The sequence below is a fragment of the Fontibacillus forbon genome (assembly GCF_046559655.1).
Lineage (GTDB): Bacteria > Bacillota > Bacilli > Paenibacillales > Paenibacillaceae > Fontibacillus.
Map to the genome: position 1 here is coordinate 1 of NZ_JBKGFV010000004.1, position 17,432 is coordinate 17,432.

Here is a 17,432-nt window from a genome sequence, read left to right on the forward strand (position 1 = left end):
GCCGCTAACCAACGGATTCCCGAAGGAATCCATTAGTCCGCTCGACTTGCATGTATTAGGCACGCCGCCAGCGTTCGTCCTGAGCCAGGATCAAACTCTCCAATAAAGATGGAAGGATCTACTCTCCCGAAGGGGAGTGGCTTTCCATCAAAGTGTTTGACTTGCTCATTTTGAAACTGACGAGAAAATTAATTCTCATTTTAATACTCACTCGTTGTTCAGTTTTCAAAGATCAACTTCGTTTTCATTAGCGCCTCATCAGCGGCAACTTTTATATTATATCAGGCCCTGACCAAGAAAGCAAGCATTTTTTATTTGTTGAAATTACTTACTTTTTGTCGAAAACCCGCCCGCCAAAAGCGACATGTATTACTATACCAAACATTGAGCTTAATTACAAATTGAAAAATCTGGATTCTTGATGGCTGTTATTTTACGAGTGTATTTTTGCACGGACTATCAATCTATGGGTTGGATTTACAAGAGGATCGCAAGTGATCAAGGTTAAGACTTTATCCTCGGGGTTCTCGATGTCCAATACAGAAACATCTGTAGGTTTTACGATTGATATTTTATCTACTGTATAAACAAACAGGCTTCCGTTTACTTCTATATTAATTTCATCGCCGATTTCCATTTCGTTCAGACGATTGAACAATCTGCCTTTAGTGTGGGCCCTGTGAGCCGCAATTGCAGCATTTCCTGCCTCCCCCAATGATGTGGTTTCTTTCAGATGAGCAGCCGCATATTTCATGTTGGATTTTGTCGCACCTTCAAGAACTGGTAACTCCAGATCAATTTTTGAAATTTTTATAACTCCAATCCCCCGCTTATGTTCAGTTTTACTACTTTTTTCTTTTGGAATGGTCTGATTTTTTGTTGTTTTTGCTTTCACTTCGATCTCATTAGATTGAGACTCCAATGCTTGGGACATAACCAAATATTCATTACGTAGACTTTCATTTTCAGCTCCGTTCTCCTCCAAGACTATGCTGGTCTTCACGGCTTCCAACAATTTCTGCTGTTTATTATCGTCGATCCATTCACTCGTTTTCGGAAACAAAATAATCAAGATACCGATTCCGATCAACAAATAAGCCATTTTACGCATACCTGCGATTCCCTCCAGCCTAAATAGAGAAGTAAAGAGTTGATCTCTTTACTTCTCTTTCATAGAAAATATGAAATTAATTTCTTTTTGCAGTTTTTCTAAAAATGATTCCCAATGCAGTGAGGGCGGAACCAATGATGTAAAAAGGTAGTGAACTGTTTTCTCCTGTTTTAGGAAGAGTTTTTACTTCAGCCGCTCCCTCTTTATCCGGAGAACTCCCAGGCCCTGGCGGTTCCACAGGTTCATTTACCAAAACAACCGGAGTCGGACTCGGCGTTGGAGTCGAACTTGGCGTTGTTGACGGACTTGGTGTTGGAGTTGAACTCGGTGTTGTTGATGGACTTGGTGTCGGAGTTGAACTCGGTGTTGTTGATGGACTTGGTGTCGGGGTCGAGCTTGGCGTTGTTGACGGACTTGGTGTCGGGTTAGATGATGGTGTCGGCGTTGGGTTCGATGTTGGAGTTGGTGTCGGTGTCGGTGTCGGTGTCGGTGTCGGTGTCGGTGTCGGTGTCGGTGTTGGTGTTGGTGTTGGTGTTGGTGTTGGTGTTGGTGTTGGTGTTGGTGTTGGTGTTGGTGTTGGTGTTGGTGTTGGTGTTGGTGTCGGTGTCGGTGTCGGTGTTGGTGTCGGTGTTGGTGTTGGTGTTGGTGTCGGTGTCGGTGTCGGTGTCGGTGTCGGTGTCGGTGTCGGTGTCGGTGTCGGTGTCGGTGTCGGTGTCGGTGTTGGTGTTGGTGTTGGTGTTGGTGTTGGTGTTGGTGTTGGTGTCGGTGTCGGTGTCGGTGTCGGTGTCGGTGTCGGTGTCGGTGTCGGTGTCGGTGTCGGTGTCGGTGGGCAAGGTGTCTTGGTAGGCTTCGGTGTCTTTGTCGGCTTCGGTGTTTTGGTAGGTTCCGGTGTCGGCGTTGGCGTCGGTTTCGGCGTTGGCGTCGGTTTCGGCGTCTTTGTAGGCTTTGGTGTCTTGGTAGGTTCCGGCGTTGGTGTAGGCGTTGGTGTCGGTGTAGGCTTCGGTGTCTTGGTTGGTTTCGGCGTCGGTGTTGGCGTTGGTGTTGGCTTCGGCGTTTTAGTAGGATACGGGTGATAACCCCCAAACGTACTGTACTCCGATTCCCCCTGATTCTCCGTCTGTCCATCGGAGGTTGCCGTTACAGCGTTTGCCGTGCCCAATGCTAATCCGGCAGCTAATGTCGCCGCAATAGCCGTTCTTGCTCTCATCCTCATTCAGCCCACTCCAGTACAATTGATATCTTGCAAAATCCACACTTAAAATCAATTTATTGTATTGGACTAAGGCTTGCCCTATGACTATTTATAATCAAACGAAGATAATATTTTTTATTAATTCATCGACAGACTAATCTCCGGGTGAATAATGCCGCTCCCGAAAGACCCACTTTCGGCTTCCATAAAAATTTAGGATAAGCGTGACGCAAGTGACCCCAAATTTGGCAATTAGAGCATGAACCCCGGCATATGAAGCCATGATTGACAGCAAGGCCAGAGAAATAGTCAGTACAATTAAATTAAGGATCACGAACCGGAGAAATTGTCTTACTTCAAATACTTTTTTCCTTCCATTAACTCTTCGATCATTGAAGGTATACCCTTTATTCATAAAAAAACTGTTCACCGTTCCTGCCGAATAAGATACGATCTGAGCTGCTCCGTTTCCGATTCCCCATCCTGTCAATACTGCAAAAACCGCGAAATCCACGGCAGTGTTCAGCAAACCGACCATATTGAATTTAATAAATTGTAAGAAAGACGGTTTAAGCCACTTAACCGGCATATTCCTCAACCTGCTCCCTCAATCTCTCATCGGGAAAAGATGATTTCGCTCCGGAAACTCCGCCCTCTTGTAATTCAAACCCCAGCTTCTCACGAACAATATACAAGGGACGGTCTTTCGTTTCATCATAAATTCGGCCGATATACTCCCCCATCACGCCGAGCAGCATCAGTACGATCCCGTTGAAAAAAAGATTAATCGCTACGATCGAGGCCCATCCGGGAACCATGCCTAACTTAAGCCATTTTTGCAGTAGCACGACAAACAAGTATACAAAGCTGGAGAACGAGAGCACAAACCCTATATAAGAAGCAATTTTTAACGGCTTATGGGAAAAAGAAGTTATTCCGTCCGCAGCGAAACGCAGCATTTTGCGCAGAGGGTATTTGGTCACCCCCGCAAACCGCTCCTCGCGCACATATTCCACCCGGGCCTGACGAAATCCGGCCCATCCGACCAGCCCGCGAACGAAGCGGTTTTTCTCCTTTAGCCCTTTAAGCACGTCGCATACTTTACGGTCGATCAATCGAAAATCCCCTGTATCCAAAGGAATATCGACCTGGGTTAATCTCCCGAGCAAGCGGTAAAACATCAACGCCGTAGTTTTCTTGAACAAACTTTCGCCCTTCCGTTTTACGCGTTTGCCATAAACAACTTCGTATCCTTCTTTCCACTTATCAAGCATTTCCAGAATGACTTCCGGCGGATCCTGAAGATCGGCGTCAATAATCACAATTGATCGACCAGCAGCATAATCCATGCCTGCGCTAATGGCGATCTGATGGCCGAAATTCCGGGAGAACTGGATTAACCGCACATTGGAATCCCGCTGACAAATTTCCTCCACGATCTCCGCCGTCCGGTCGATGCTTCCGTCATTCACAAAAATAATCTCATACTTTTCTCCGGAGAAATCCATGACCTGCTTCAAGCGGGTATACGTATGCCGGATCACTTCTTCTTCATTATACATCGGAACAATTATACTGCAGCCGATCGCCATCACAATTCCTCCTTTTCATCCATTAACTTAGTGCTCTCCCGCCAGGAAAAGCAAAACTCAAAATAACCATGAAGGAAACCAGCGCAGAATATGCTCCACATAGAACGAGTTCACCTGTACGCCGGACAAAACCGGATAGAACATAGCAAACAACAATACCGCCAAGACGGTGTACCCTTTTCCGATCCAACTCAATTGCGGCCGCTTTTGTTCCAGTATTTTCGCTATATACACAATCGACAGAATCAGAAACGGCACCATGGCAAAATAATGGTATAGGAACGTTTCCCGCGATACGAGCATCCAAGGGACATATTGGGCAAAATATGCGATCCAGATGACGTAGGCGGTCCGGTCTTTCCGCTTCAACGACAGCCATAATGCTGCTATCAGCAAGAATACGCCGCTCCACCAAATTAGCGGATTCCCCATAGCAACGATGGATGATACGAGTCCCGAAGCATCACCTTCCCCGCTGTAATACCAGACGGGTCTTTTCATAAAGGGCCATTCCCACCAGGACGAGGCAAAGGGATGGCTCCCCACCAGACTGCTGTGATAATCGAACATGTTCTTTTGTGCCTGAATCAGGCTGTTCCAGGTGAATCCCTCCGGCGAAGCGGATAGTGGCGGAATAAATGACAAAGCATAGATGATGGCGGGAATCAGAACGAAAAAGACCAGACAAGACCCGAGCGTAATGAGCGTATTCCTTGGAAAGCGGGCTACCGTTTTACGATAAAGCGAAAGCGGGGCCGATTCTCCTTCACCACCACCTTCATCTTCACTGTTATCTTCATGCCCTAGAACCGTCTCCACCGCCAAAGCTCGTTTGGCAGCCGCGTACTCCCGCCAACGCATATAGATCGAAATGCCGAGCATTACCGCAAGCCCGGCCCCGCCGTAAACGACAATCCATTTTGCCGAGACTCCAATCCCGAAGAACAGGCCGGCCCAAAACAGCGGAAACAGCGTCTTGCCGACCCCGATCCGATGGAAATTCAGACTGAAATAACGGCTCATAAAGTAGAACATCAAAAGGATGAAGAATACGGCATATACATCGATCGTAGCGATCCGGGTTTGCGTAAAATGCATAAATTCAGCAGTAAAAAGCAAGGCGGACATGACGGCGTATTTACGTCGGCCGAAAAGATGAAGCGAAAACGCGTAGATGAGCGGCAGCATGGCTGCTCCAAACAAGGTACCCATGATGCGCCATCCGAACGGATTCAGCCCAAACAACTGGATGCCGACAGCTATGAGTACCTTGCCGAGCGGAGGATGCGTATTTTCATAAGCTGACAGTCCATTCAAATATTCATAAGCGGTACGCGCATGGTAAATTTCATCAAAGTACGAACCGTTATAGGAATCGGCTTTGTACTCTGCCGTCGAAGGCTCATCAAACAGCAGGCTTGCTTTATTTTCGGTCAAGACCGCACCAAGAGTGGCATCGTGGATTTGGATTACAGGTACCGGCGTTTTGCTGTCCGCTTCATAGAAAACCATCTCGTTTAGCGAGAATCCGGCTTCCATTACGGTAACTTTTGCATATCTGGCCTCAAGGCCGACCGGATAACTCTTCCAGGCGAATACTTCGCCGACATCTTCGGTGACTTCAAACGGATGTTCCCAGTCCGAAGCATCGTTTCCGAATTCCAGTTTGAACTTTCCGCTGCCTGTACCGCCGAAGATATTCACTTGTTCAAGCCGTTTGATCTCGCCGAAGTCCACATAGAAGCTGCTCTCACCCGGTTCCGGTGTCCATACGGTCTGCGGCGCCTTGGTCGAACCAAGCTGAAATAGAGCTACCGCCAAATATAACAGCAAGATCAAGCCGATCCATTTCCACTCTTCGGCACGTTTTAAAATAGAAAGCGGCTTGGAAGCCCCCGAGGTTTCCGCGGGCAATGACAACTCGGCGAGCAATGCCCGATCCTCTAGCCGCTGCTCGGTCTCCGTCCATAGCTTCAGCGGCTTGATTCTTTTTTTTACGTATATATCAAATCCGAGGTACACCATATAAACAAGCAGAGCTACATTTGCTATAGAGCATATAAGAACGATTCCGTCCGTTTCGGGGCTTGATCCCAGATTTAAATGTTTCAAGACATATGCCGTATTAACATACTGGGTTAAGCTAAACCCCATAAATAAGGTGAGCAAGCGACGATCCTTGACCTGGATAAAACAGAACAGACTTAAAATCAGGGCCGGGAACAGATAACGCTCATGCATCTTTGTCCCGAGAACGAACACGATGACGATCAGTGCCATGGCCAGAAAATAAGAGTTGGACAAATCACGGCCCTGCCCCTGTTTTCTAAAGGCGATATAGCCCACGTAAGCAACCGCTCCGAGGATGGCGATAACCCCCCACACACGAAATGAAAGGAATAACCATTCGGCATCCAAAGGAGACCAATTATGCCCGAACAAGGCGTAGATGTTGAACGCGTTTACGGAGGCATAAGGATAAGAAGCAAGGGTTGTGCGATACAAATCAATAAGTCCGACGAGCCCGCCCTGGTTCCAGAAAAACGGAAGCGCAAGCAGCCCAAAGACGCTAATCCCGTACAGCAAACTTTTTACGATTCGTTTTCCATCCCGGTAATAAAAACAAGCAATAAGCCATACCGGCGCGAAAATGAGCGTCTGCGGTTTGATTAATGCAGCGACAGCCAGCCAGACGGCAGACCGTTCAAAGCGCCGCTCGGTTAATGTCATGATGGATATGAGGAGAAATAGCACATAGAAAGAATCCACCTGTCCCCATGCCGAGGAATTGACGAGGATGGCCGGATTCCACAGGTACAAGATAGACAAAGCGATGGCGAATCTGCCGCCGAGGTTTTTGTTGGCGATCCGATAGATCAAGAAGCCCGTGATCAAATCCGCAAGGATTGATGGCGTTTTAAAAAGCAACTGGGTGCCGGCGGCTCCAAAGTCCATGGAAAAGACGCTGCGAATTGAACCGATGACATAAAGGATATAAATATATCCCGGAGGATAATCGGCAAACATGCCTTCGTTGTAGAAACCGCCGATTCCCTGGTCGACCGAATGCTGGGCCCAGGCCATAAAGGTGCTCATGTCAGTCTGAAATCCTTCTACTGTCAAAGCGATCCAGATGCGAAGGAGAAACGACGTCAACAGCAGCAAACCAAACCAAATATGCCTCTGGCTTACGGATTGCCCTAGAGTGGCATTTTGACGCCGAAGCACCCTCTGGTATAAAAAGGCGAATAAGAGGCTGAACAAGACGGAGAAGAGCATGATTGTCAGTATCGACACAGGTTGTGCTACCGTCTCTTCACTGTCTTCGGTAACCGCAGCATCTCCTGAATCTCCGCCTTGCGGAGGCTCTGCCGATTGCTCCAGGGAGACCGGACTCACTCCTTCCGGCAACACATCGACTTCTTTGACTTCCAGGTCATCAAAATACGCCTTACCGGTGTTGAGATGTCCGTACCCGCCTATTCCGGCGGCGATCGTAAGCTCGTGTTGCTCAGGCCCGGTTCTTCCATAGAATTGCAATTGCTTCCACTCTTCGCCCGGTTCACTCAGATGCGGGAACATCCCTCCAACGCCTAGGGGAAAAATAGTAGCTCCGACTTCGCCGCTACCCATTTCCGCAACCTGAACCCAGCCGGAAATCAGATAATGTGTCTCAGGGTTCACGTTTGCCTGCTGTACCCATTTCGCATGGTTTGGCTGTATATTCTCCACCACAGCGGAGGCGTTCCCCGAATGGGCTTGATCCTGGGCGATTCCGAGATAGCTGGCACCCTCTGTCAGCAACCAAACATCCCGGTTCCACAAATCCGGAGCATCCGTAGAAATAGTCTCGAAACCGGCGTTTTGCAGTACGTTTTCTCCATCTGCGTGCAGCGCCCCGGCCGGCAGCAAAGCTAGTATCCAAATCATTAGGGCAACTATTGCCATCTTTGCAATTCTTAACACGTGCATCCTTCACCCCGGATTTCATACTGGTTCCATGAATTCATAACTATTTTAAAAATATATTGCGAAGGGACAAAGGTTATGACGAAATAGAAAAAAGCCCGCCACCAGAAAAACTGGTATAGCGGGCTTCTTGATTAATATAGAAGTTTAGCCTTGGCTGCCAAGGAAGACGTAACGGAGAACGATGAGTACGGCGAGTACCCACATCAGCCAGTGGACATTGTATTTCTTCTTCTCACGCAAGTTTGCGATCGATGCAAGCACGACATAGAATACGATCCCGAAAGAAATCCCGTTGGCGATATTGTAGCTGAAAGGCATCATGGTGATCGTCAAGAACGCTGGAATCGCGACAACCATGTCATGGAAGTCGATTTCGCGAATCGATTGAAGCATCAATACGCCGACGATAATCAATGCAGCCGCAGTAGCGGAGCCGGGAATAAGCGCCGCAATCGGTGCCAGGAACAACGCAAGCAGGAAGCAGACCCCTGTAGTTACTGCAGTCAAGCCGGTTCGTCCACCTTCGGCAACCCCCGCCGTACTTTCCACATAAGCGGTAGTAGTCGAAGTACCGAGCATAGCGCCGCCTGTTACGGCAACTGCGTCAACGAGCATTGCTTTACCAACGCGTTTTTTGCCATCCACAGGATCCTTCATGATTCCGGCACGAGTCGCTGTACCTACCAGCGTGCCGAAGGTGTCGAACAATTCAACGAATGTAAACGTAACGATGGCAGAAACAATACCCGTATGCATAATGCCATCCCAGTCGAACTTCATGAAATTAAGTTCGGAGAAATCAGGAATCCATTTGGCCTGACTTGTCGAGACCGAGTTAAAGTCTATGGCACCCATCAGCATGGCAATAATCGTAGTTCCAAGAATCCCGAACAAAATAGCTCCGCGAACTTTAAGCACCATCAGAACGCCGATCAGGAGCAAGCCGATAATAGCCAGTTGCACGTCGGTGTTTTCCAGGCTGCCCAGATGGATTACAGTTTCAAAAGACAAGACATCGGTAAACGTGTGTGCCGGAATATCGTTACCGGCTTCTACGCCGATCGTCATCAGACCGCTGTTTTTCAAACCGACGATAGTAACGAACAACCCGATCCCGACCGTAATCGCATGCTTAAGTGCATCAGGAATCGCATCCAGAAGCATTTGGCGGATCTTGGTTACCGTAAGCAGGATAAAAATCAGACCGGAAATGAATACGGCGGTCAAGCCCATTTCCCAAGAGAAAGGATGATCCGTGGAAGCAGACGAAAGCACTACAGAGGCAAAATAAGCGTTCAGACCCATACCTGGTGCAAGTGCTACTGGGAAGTTAATAAAGAGACCCATGGCGATCGTAAAGATACCAGCGGCCAGAGCCGTCGCCAAGAAAACAGAATACCAGCCCATATCAATCTGACCGAAAGCCGTTAGTGTGTTAGGGTTGACTGTAAGGATGTAAGCCATGGCCATAAACGTGGTGAGACCGGCCATAATCTCCGTACGAACCGTCGTACCATTCTGTTTTAGCTTAAAAAAACGATCCATGATTCAAATACTCCTCCTTATTATGAGTCGGAAACGACAAAAAGCCCGAGGTTATATTTATCCCCGGGTACCGTTGCAGCCAGAAGAAGCGTAAAGAAACAATTTCGAAGTACCGGATTCATGCAACCGGAGTCTCAAACTTATTTCAATAAAATCAGCGCTTCTTCTTTTCGTAGCCAGATCATTTACGGTGACCTCGTAGAGACTTCCAGGCCTATCCCCGGAATTATACGAAAAGCATAAAACTGTAATTTGTCGATTATTTCCGAACAAGTCTTGAACTCAAGACCTATTACATGACTTATTCTAGGTAACAACGAGAGGATTGTCAACTAAAAAACGAATATTATTTCGCATATAAGGATCGATTGTTCGCTATTTACACTAATTTTAAATGATTTATCTCCATTTTCGAGCTTAGTGTGCCCGTTTTGATTGACAGGATTCGGCAAATTGCACAAAAAAAGACCGGGAACCATAAGGTTCCCAGTCTTAACTTCACAAGTTTTACTGATTCTTGTTTACTTTATTTAACTCTTTAGATACTCTGGCTTACTGATTGTCTTTTGCCCCAATACTCTATCCGAAACATTTAAGAACAGTGACTTGTTTTGATATTTTTGAAGATGGAAAAATTCGTCTTGCTGATAGTATTGAGATTGATCCATATTAATATACTTAATTCTAAACGAGATTGTGTTGCCTTCCTCATCATAATAACTAGGAGCGACATAAAATCGAAATATTTCACTTTGATTTACTAATAAATTAAATTCCCGATAGTTATAACCGTTGATGTTTATTTTGATTAGTAGAGCATTTCCAGAACCTACATTAGTTAATCTATATTCGAAATAGTAAGCTTTATTTTTCCGAACATTATCTACCATGCTTTTTTCAATTTTTCTCACAATTTTTACATCCATAAAATCTAGAACTATTAATTTATCGTCTAAACCATGTAGTTTGAAATCATCGGCAGACATAGGTTCTATTCTACAATCGATTAATGGCTGTATCTGTTTGATCCTGTCGATCCTTTTAGAACGTTCAGTATATAATATTGTAATAACTACTGCAAAAATAGTAGCTAGTGCGCCAAGAATTGTAGCATAATAAGCCAATACATCACTGGCTTCCCATCTTGTAACATATTTTGGCTCTGACTTGTAGAGTTCATTAATAAATATAGGGACGCCGACTAATAAAATGAGCGCCAATGAAATGATAAATAAATTCAATGTTAACTTACTAATATTTATTTTGCTCATCTTCTCGAAGAAACTATCACTATATTTCTTTTTCTTCAAATTTATTCAACTCCGTAAATGATAAATAAATAGTCAAAAACATTTTATCAATTATTCTGTTGGTTATGTAGAAAAAAAAGTAAATTACCCCAACTTTGAGAACTGGTGTAATGTAGCCAATGGCGTATATGCCGTTTTTCGATCTCCTCGGTCAAATCCGGTCACAAAAAAACTCCCTTTTATTTGCTAAACGACGCAGATAAAAGAGAGTAATTTTGAAATCTATTGTTGTAGGTGACACAGGATTTCAATCCCGTCAACACTTGAACCCCATATGCATCAAGGATTCCAAGCGGTTGGCGGCGTTGAGTTTCCCCGTTCCTACTCCCACTCAATCGTAGCTGGCGGTTTGGACGTAACGTCATATACGATACGGTTGACGTTATCCACTTCATTTACGATGCGCACGGAGATTTTCTCCAGCACATCCCATGGAATACGCGCCCAGTCGGCGGTCATGCCATCGATGGAAGTTACGGCACGGATGCCTACCGTGTAGGAGTAGGTTCTTGCATCGCCCATGACGCCGACGCTTTTCATGTTCGGAAGCGCGGTGAAATATTGCCAGATCTCACGGTCGAGACCGGCTTTGGCGATTTCCTCGCGAAGGATGAAGTCGGAATCGCGTACGATTTTCAGCTTGTCCTCGGTTACCTCGCCAAGCACCCGGATGGCCAGCCCCGGTCCAGGGAACGGTTGTCTCCAGACGATTTCACGCGGCAGACCTAGCTCTTCGCCGACCTTGCGAACCTCATCCTTAAACAGGGTATTCAGCGGCTCGATCAACGAGAACTTCATGTCCTCCGGCAGGCCGCCCACATTGTGGTGAGACTTGATCGTTTGCGCGGTAGCCGTGCCGCTCTCGACGATATCCGTGTAGAGCGTGCCTTGCGCCAGGAATTTAAAGTCGTCGAACTTCTCCGACTCTTCATCGAAGACATAAATAAACTCGTTGCCGATAATTTTCCGCTTCCGTTCCGGATCATCGACTCCCGCCAGCTTGGACAGGAACCGTTCACGGGCGTCGATCTTGACGACCTTCATGTCGAATTTGCCGACGAAAGTCTCCATGACGCTCTCAGCCTCACCTTTGCGAAGCAGCCCGTGATCGATAAACATACAAGTGAGCTGATCTCCGATCGCTTTATGAATCAGCATAGCCACGACGGAAGAATCGACGCCGCCGCTGAGTGCGCAAAGCACGTTCTGGTCTCCGACTTGCTCGCGGATTTCGCGGACTTTATCTTCGATGAACGTCTCCATGCTCCAGTTGCCCTCGCAACCGCAGATATCATAGATGAAGTTTTTGATCATTTCATTGCCATGAACGGAGTGGCGTACTTCCGGATGGAATTGTACCCCGTAAATTTTACGCTGCTCATGAGCGAAACCGGCAATCGGGGCGTGATCGGTCGAAGCATCCACTACGAAACCTTCCGGAAGCTCAACCACGTGGTCACCATGGCTCATCCATACGGTTTGCTTCGATTCCAGGCCCTTCGTCAATGCCGAATGCTCGGCAAAATCCACATCCGCTTTCCCGTACTCGCGTTTTGCCGCACGTTCCACTTTACCCCCAAGCTGCTGGGCCATGAGCTGCATGCCGTAACAAATTCCGAAGATGGGCACGCCGACATCGTATATCGCCGGATCACTATGAGGAGCATCCTCCGCGTAAACGCTGGAAGGTCCGCCCGAAAACACGATTCCCTTCGGCGCAAGATCGCGGATCTTCTCTAACGGCGTGTTAAACGGCAGCAATTCGCTATACACGCCCAAATCCCGGATTCGTCTTGCTATCAGTTGGTTGTATTGTCCACCGAAATCAAGAACGACAATTATTTCATTTGGCTTATTCATTACCGAGCCTCCCTTAATTCATGAAACTAATTATACGAAACGACAAAAGAGCTCGTCAAGGAAGACCCGGCGGTAAATCATCGGCTTTGAAACGCCAAATTCCGGCAAAGTTTCAAGAAGTCCCTGCTCTCGGTCCGGTCCAATCCGGCCCCTCCATAATAGAGGGTTTCCCAAATCGAGACAAAGCTTTCCAAATTTTCGTTTTGAGCGCCATTTCGTGCAGCGATCATCCCCGCATACTCTCTCGCGGTCATACCGCTTGTCTTCGGTCCGAAGGCAAGGTGCAGTTCCTGCCAGACGCGGTCGGCGGCCAGCAGCAATTCGTTCCTTGAAGGAAACTTCCGGCGCCGTCTCAGCATAAAGAGCCATAGAAGATAGCGACTTTCCCGAAACCATGTTTTCCGATAAATCACGGCCGCAAATAATGCAAACCCCACTCCCAACACAATGCAGGTCCAAAAAAACAGGGCTCCTTGAAGCGCAGTCCAGCCTTGCGAGATCAAATCGCGGATTCCGTTCTTGAGCACTTCCGAGGAAACGCGCAGATTGCGCCACAAACCCGCTTTTTGCTCTCCGCCGCTTGCCTCCGAGGTTTCTTCCGTACCTGCTGCAACGACCGACTCATACCCCGGAGTCGGGTCAAAAGGAATCCATCCCTCTCCGGGAAAATAGACCTCCACCCAGGCATGCGCATCCGCATAACTGACGTTATATCGGTTCTCCTCTCCGGTAACCGGCGTTCCCGGCGCAAACCCCTTGACCCATCTGGCAGGAATTCCGCCGCTTCGGAGCAACACGGTCATTGCCGTTGAAAAGTGATCGCAGTAGCCTATTTTCTGTCCGAACAGAAAATAGTCGACGAAATCGACTCCTTCCGGGGGAGACTCCGTATCCAGACTATAAATATGATGCTTCTCCAGATAGTCCATCACAGCCAACACGGCGTCGTATCGGTTCGGCCGGTTCTCCACGAGACTTGCACCTAGCTGGCGTACCCGGTCAGGCAAATCATCGGGAAGCTGGAGATTCCGGTTACTGATTTCTACGGGATCTCCCCCCTGGATCAGACGCAACCGGTCTGAGGAGCTGGACGGCAATCTGGCGGTCAGCTCATATCCGTAAATCTCCTGTTCCAAATAAACCCGTTCAAAGTAAACGGCATCCGAATCCGGATCGTGGCGGGTGCCGACTTGCTTTGAGCCCGATTCCGGATGTCCCGCGAAAATATGCTCAATCTTCACAGGACTCCCTCCGTTAAAAAAAGGTACCGTTCCTGTCACCGGCAGCTTGAACAACACTCTCTGCTTAATGACGGCGGTCGGGCGTCCGGAATCAACTTCCGTACCCTCGTTAGCCTCCTGGTTTCTCGCTGTTTCGGCAACTTCGACTGATCCAGCAGTCCCCGTGTCTTTTGGAGCTTCGGTAACTCCCGCGGTTGCGGCGGCAGCCGACATGGATTCGGCCTCCATTTCGACGGCTTCCGTAATGTCCGGGGCATCCACAGGTGAGGTGATCCAGCCTTGGCCGGTATATACGCTTTTGCTTTCGCCGCGCCAATAAGTATTTTGCGGCGATTCCGCCGTAAAATAGGTCTCGTGGCGAAGGCGCAGCGGAGCCCCTAGCCGGGAGTCGTCTTTACTGTATCCCGACACGGCATAGCTTTCCGCTGAACGGCCTCCCAGTTCGGAGCCGCTCCATTTTTCCAGAGCCGCTACAACCCGGTTCCAGGGAATATCCCTTACCGGTTGCACCGGCAGCAGCGAGCTCAGCAGCAGAGCACCCAGTACGCAACTTGCCGCAACGAAGGCACCGGCACCGGTCCCGATTCCTTTCGAATTCCGTTGGGCATCCTCGCCCAGATAATTACGGAGTAATAGAGCTTGAAGCGCAAGCCCCAGCGCTGCGGAACGTACCAGTCCCGGAAATACCGATACTTCTCCGGCTGTTTCGAGGGCTATCAGATAAAGCAAGGTTGCCAAAAAAAAGAGCAAATTACTATGCTTGTTGAGCGCCAACATCTGCACCGACACCACCAGCAGCGTCCACCCGACCAACAGCAATAGCGCACGGGATTCCTCGCTGATTCCGTACAGCCTCCCGGAATGAACAATCTCCATAAAGTCTGCGGCAAATTGTTGGGCGTATCCGGTGAACCATGAAATCCCTTCTCCTTGCCCATATAAAAATAATAGCGAGCCGGCCACCAGGAACGGAGGAAGCAGAGCATGCAGAAATGACGGGAGCCGCAAGCAGCCTGAGACTAGCAAGATCCCGGTAACGCTCATAAACAAGGCGATTAGCTTGGTCGGCTCCCCTCCCAAAAAGGAATGCAACGGGTACAGCCATTCTCCGAACATCCCGAGCAGGAGCGCGGAAAGAAGAAATCGCTGTCCGGTTTGGCTGAGCCTTCCACGGTGGTCTGTCATGGAAGCTGCGGTGGGCTCATGGGGTAGCATGGAACCCGGGCTGGTTAATGGGCCTGAAGTTGAACCTGCAACTAAACCTGTTGCCGGGCCTGCAGACGGACCTGCAGACGGGCTCAAAGCCGAACCCTCGCCTGGCGAACTAAGCGATTCCATGTCTGTCCCCTCCCTTATGCGTCATTTCCGGTAGGCCGGAATAATGACTCAGATCAACAACGGACACACCGCATTCCCGCAAAGTCTTCGCCAGGGAGGCCGAATCCATATTTCCGCCGATTCCGCAGGCGCACCAAATTTCCAGCATGGTGCCGTGCCCGGCAAAGTGCAGCACGGCCTCGGCCAGTCCCGGCGTCAAACGGCCCGTTACGAAAGTCAGGGCACGTACCTGTTCCGACGCATGCACGAAACGAAGGAGTTCCGCTCCAGATAGGCCGGGCGCCGGAGTCACGCCGGCCAGCAGGTCGAGCGCCGCTTTCAGCCCGCGACGGCCAGAGAAAATCGTGGCGGCCCGGGAGCCCGATTCGCCGCTTTGTCCCATCCCCCCGTGGCTGAAGCCTACTTCACCGGAGGATTCAAGCTCCCGGCCGAACCAGACGGCCGCAGCCGAAACGGCAAGCTCAAACCCGCCTTCGGGTCCGCGCTGCTTCGCAACGCTTCCCGGCCGGTTCCCGCTCCAGGGATACGATGCTTCAGCCGTATCCAGAACCAGATAGCGGGAAGGCGAGTCGGGAAGGTCGGGGAGGCGAGTCAACAGCGTCCCCTTCTTGGCGGAACTCTTCCAGTGAATCCGGCGCAGCGGATCTCCCGGCTCATACGTCCGCAGCAGTCCGGTATAGAGCGAGCCCTGAATCGCCGCTGCCCGACCAGAGCGTAGCCCCTCCCCGTCCGGTTGGAATATCTCCTGTCCGGCGGGATCAACGGGCAGCGGCGCAGGGTGAATGACGAGAACGTCATTCGCCGCTACGCGCAAAGAACGCTTGAACCACCCGAAGGAATCCCCCCAGGTAATCAGCACGGGTTCCCCGATATAGAACCCCCGACTCGTTTCTTTCATGTAATAAATGCCTTTAAATTCACGTTTCCAACCGCCGAAAACCAGCTTTCCTCCTTGCGGTTCCCCTTCTTTGCCTGCCCCCCTGTCCCCGGAAGCCGACCAGGCATCCTCCGCCTGCACCCATAAAGGAAATCCTCCGGAAAGCTTAATGGTCAGCGTGACGACAACAGGTTCTCCGGCCCGCGGATTCAAGGGATACCAAGAACGCTCCACTTTCGCATGTTTAGGTCCGAACAACTGGGCCACCGCGCCCTGAACGATAACAATGACCAGGAGCAGCAGCAGAAAAAGAAGCGACTTGCCTCCTTTCCAACCATAAAGCACGCCAAGCGATCCAACTGCCAGAATACAAAACAGCCATATCCAAAGCCCGTTTTTCATAACGATCCACCCGAAGCCCGTTCCCTGCTGAACATTGGCACCTCAGCTCGGTTAAGCAATTCCGCAACGGCCTGCGCTTCACGGACTCCGGAAAGTGCCGCCTCCGTCTTTAAAACGATCCGATGGGCGAGTACCGCTACGGCCACCGCTTTGACATCATCCGGGATCACATAGGTTCTCCCGCGATAATAAGCCATCGCCTGCGAGGCTCCCATCCAGGCTAGCGTGCCGCGCGGACTGATGCCGAGCGAGAGCTGGGGATGGCGCCGGGAAGCATGGGCTACCGAAACCAGATATTGTTTAATCCGTTCATCTACCAGCACGGATCTTACCTTGTGTTGCATATGCTTAATCTCATCAGGGAGCAGTACCGGTTTGATTTCCGCGACCGGTTCTTGCATCCTCCCCAACATTTCGACCTCCTGCTCCGGTTGCGGATACCCCAAGGATAAACGCATCAAAAAACGGTCGAGTTGGGCCTCCGGAAGCCGGTACGTTCCTTCATACTCAAGCGGGTTTTGCGTAGCCAGCAGCAAAAAAGGCTGCGGCAGCGCCCTGGTGATGCCGTCCACGGTTACCTTGCGTTCCTCCATCGCTTCCAGGAGTGCCGATTGCGTCCGCGGAGCCGCGCGGTTGATCTCATCCGCCAGCACGAAGTTGGCATGCACCGGACCCGGCCGGAACTCGAACTGACCCGTTTGCGGCTGATATACCGTAACGCCCGTTACATCCGTAGGCAGAAGATCGGAAGTAAATTGAATCCGCCCGAATGAACCGCCCATGCAAGCGGCAAGCGTCCTTACCAGCAATGTTTTGCCAACCCCGGGTACATCTTCGAGCAAAATATGACCGCCATAAAGTACGGATACGACCGCAAGCTCAATTTCTTCGCGTTTCCCCACCACAACAGTCTCCACGCGCCCTACCAGTCTCTCCAATATTTCCCGGGCCTGCTCGTGAATCATCTCTCATCCCTCCATAGAAACAACAAA

14 protein-coding genes, 1 rRNA gene and 1 riboswitch are annotated in these 17,432 nt (G+C 49.6%); of the genes, 2 read left to right on the forward strand and 13 right to left on the reverse strand.

Features of this window, described 5'->3' with window-relative positions; genetic code table 11:
- From ACLB09_RS15650 to ACLB09_RS15660, 3 genes are all read right to left on the reverse strand, one after another.
- Positions 1–106: ribosomal RNA gene (locus tag ACLB09_RS15650) — 16S ribosomal RNA — on the reverse strand; the annotation flags it as partial.
- Positions 107–433: 327 nt separating this feature from the next.
- A complete protein-coding gene (locus ACLB09_RS15655; RefSeq protein WP_410770789.1) occupies positions 434–1,111 on the reverse strand; it encodes a class D sortase in 678 nt (225 codons plus the stop codon).
- Between the two features lie 76 nt (positions 1,112–1,187).
- Entirely contained in the window at positions 1,188–1,349 is a 162-nt protein-coding gene (locus tag ACLB09_RS15660) for an LPXTG cell wall anchor domain-containing protein (RefSeq protein WP_410770790.1), read from the reverse strand.
- A 38-nt stretch (positions 1,350–1,387) separates the two neighbouring features.
- Here ACLB09_RS15660 and ACLB09_RS15665 point away from each other — a divergent pair, with 38 nt between their 5' ends.
- On the forward strand, positions 1,388–1,540 hold the full coding sequence (locus ACLB09_RS15665; RefSeq protein WP_410770791.1) for a hypothetical protein: 153 nt from the start codon (positions 1,388–1,390) through the stop codon (positions 1,538–1,540).
- Here the strand turns inward: ACLB09_RS15665 and ACLB09_RS15670 are convergent.
- Positions 1,537–1,944 (reverse strand): hypothetical protein, encoded by a 408-nt coding sequence (locus ACLB09_RS15670; RefSeq protein ID WP_410770792.1) that lies wholly within the window; start codon positions 1,942–1,944, stop codon positions 1,537–1,539. The two genes, ACLB09_RS15665 and ACLB09_RS15670, sit on opposite strands and share 4 nt — an antisense overlap.
- Positions 1,945–1,986: 42 nt before the next feature.
- Between ACLB09_RS15670 and ACLB09_RS15675 the strand changes: the two genes are divergently transcribed.
- Positions 1,987–2,184 (forward strand): hypothetical protein, encoded by a 198-nt coding sequence (locus ACLB09_RS15675; protein WP_410770793.1) that lies wholly within the window; start codon positions 1,987–1,989, stop codon positions 2,182–2,184.
- A 273-nt stretch (positions 2,185–2,457) separates the two neighbouring features.
- Here ACLB09_RS15675 and ACLB09_RS15680 read toward each other — a convergent pair whose 3' ends face one another.
- The 9 genes from ACLB09_RS15680 to ACLB09_RS15720 form a co-directional block, all read right to left on the reverse strand.
- Positions 2,458–2,892: a GtrA family protein gene (locus ACLB09_RS15680; RefSeq protein ID WP_410770794.1), complete on the reverse strand. Its 435-nt coding sequence runs from the start codon at positions 2,890–2,892 to the stop codon at positions 2,458–2,460.
- Positions 2,882–3,895, reverse strand: coding sequence for a glycosyltransferase family 2 protein (locus ACLB09_RS15685; protein WP_410770795.1), 1,014 nt, complete (start codon positions 3,893–3,895; stop codon positions 2,882–2,884). The genes ACLB09_RS15680 and ACLB09_RS15685 overlap by 11 nt, the downstream gene beginning before the upstream one ends.
- A gap of 57 nt (positions 3,896–3,952) precedes the next feature.
- Positions 3,953–7,843: a phospholipid carrier-dependent glycosyltransferase gene (locus ACLB09_RS15690; protein WP_410770796.1), complete on the reverse strand. Its 3,891-nt coding sequence runs from the start codon at positions 7,841–7,843 to the stop codon at positions 3,953–3,955.
- A gap of 168 nt (positions 7,844–8,011) precedes the next feature.
- Positions 8,012–9,412 carry an NCS2 family permease gene (locus ACLB09_RS15695; RefSeq protein ID WP_410770797.1) on the reverse strand — a complete coding sequence of 467 codons (1,401 nt, stop codon included), beginning with the start codon at positions 9,410–9,412 and terminating at the stop codon, positions 8,012–8,014.
- A 153-nt stretch (positions 9,413–9,565) separates the two neighbouring features.
- Positions 9,566–9,666, reverse strand: a riboswitch (purine riboswitch).
- A gap of 276 nt (positions 9,667–9,942) precedes the next feature.
- Entirely contained in the window at positions 9,943–10,722 is a 780-nt protein-coding gene (locus ACLB09_RS15700) for a hypothetical protein (RefSeq protein WP_410770798.1), read from the reverse strand.
- A gap of 321 nt (positions 10,723–11,043) precedes the next feature.
- Entirely contained in the window at positions 11,044–12,582 is a 1,539-nt protein-coding gene (gene guaA / locus ACLB09_RS15705; protein WP_410770799.1) for a glutamine-hydrolyzing GMP synthase, read from the reverse strand.
- A 77-nt stretch (positions 12,583–12,659) separates the two neighbouring features.
- Positions 12,660–15,161: a DUF4129 domain-containing transglutaminase family protein gene (locus tag ACLB09_RS15710; protein ID WP_410770800.1), complete on the reverse strand. Its 2,502-nt coding sequence runs from the start codon at positions 15,159–15,161 to the stop codon at positions 12,660–12,662.
- Positions 15,148–16,440: a DUF58 domain-containing protein gene (locus tag ACLB09_RS15715; protein ID WP_410770801.1), complete on the reverse strand. Its 1,293-nt coding sequence runs from the start codon at positions 16,438–16,440 to the stop codon at positions 15,148–15,150. The genes ACLB09_RS15710 and ACLB09_RS15715 overlap by 14 nt, the downstream gene beginning before the upstream one ends.
- The gene (locus tag ACLB09_RS15720; protein WP_410770802.1) at positions 16,437–17,405 is read right to left on the reverse strand and encodes an AAA family ATPase; all 969 of its coding nucleotides are present in this window, start codon (positions 17,403–17,405) and stop codon (positions 16,437–16,439) included. The genes ACLB09_RS15715 and ACLB09_RS15720 overlap by 4 nt, the downstream gene beginning before the upstream one ends.
- Between the last annotated feature and the right edge of the window lie 27 nt (positions 17,406–17,432).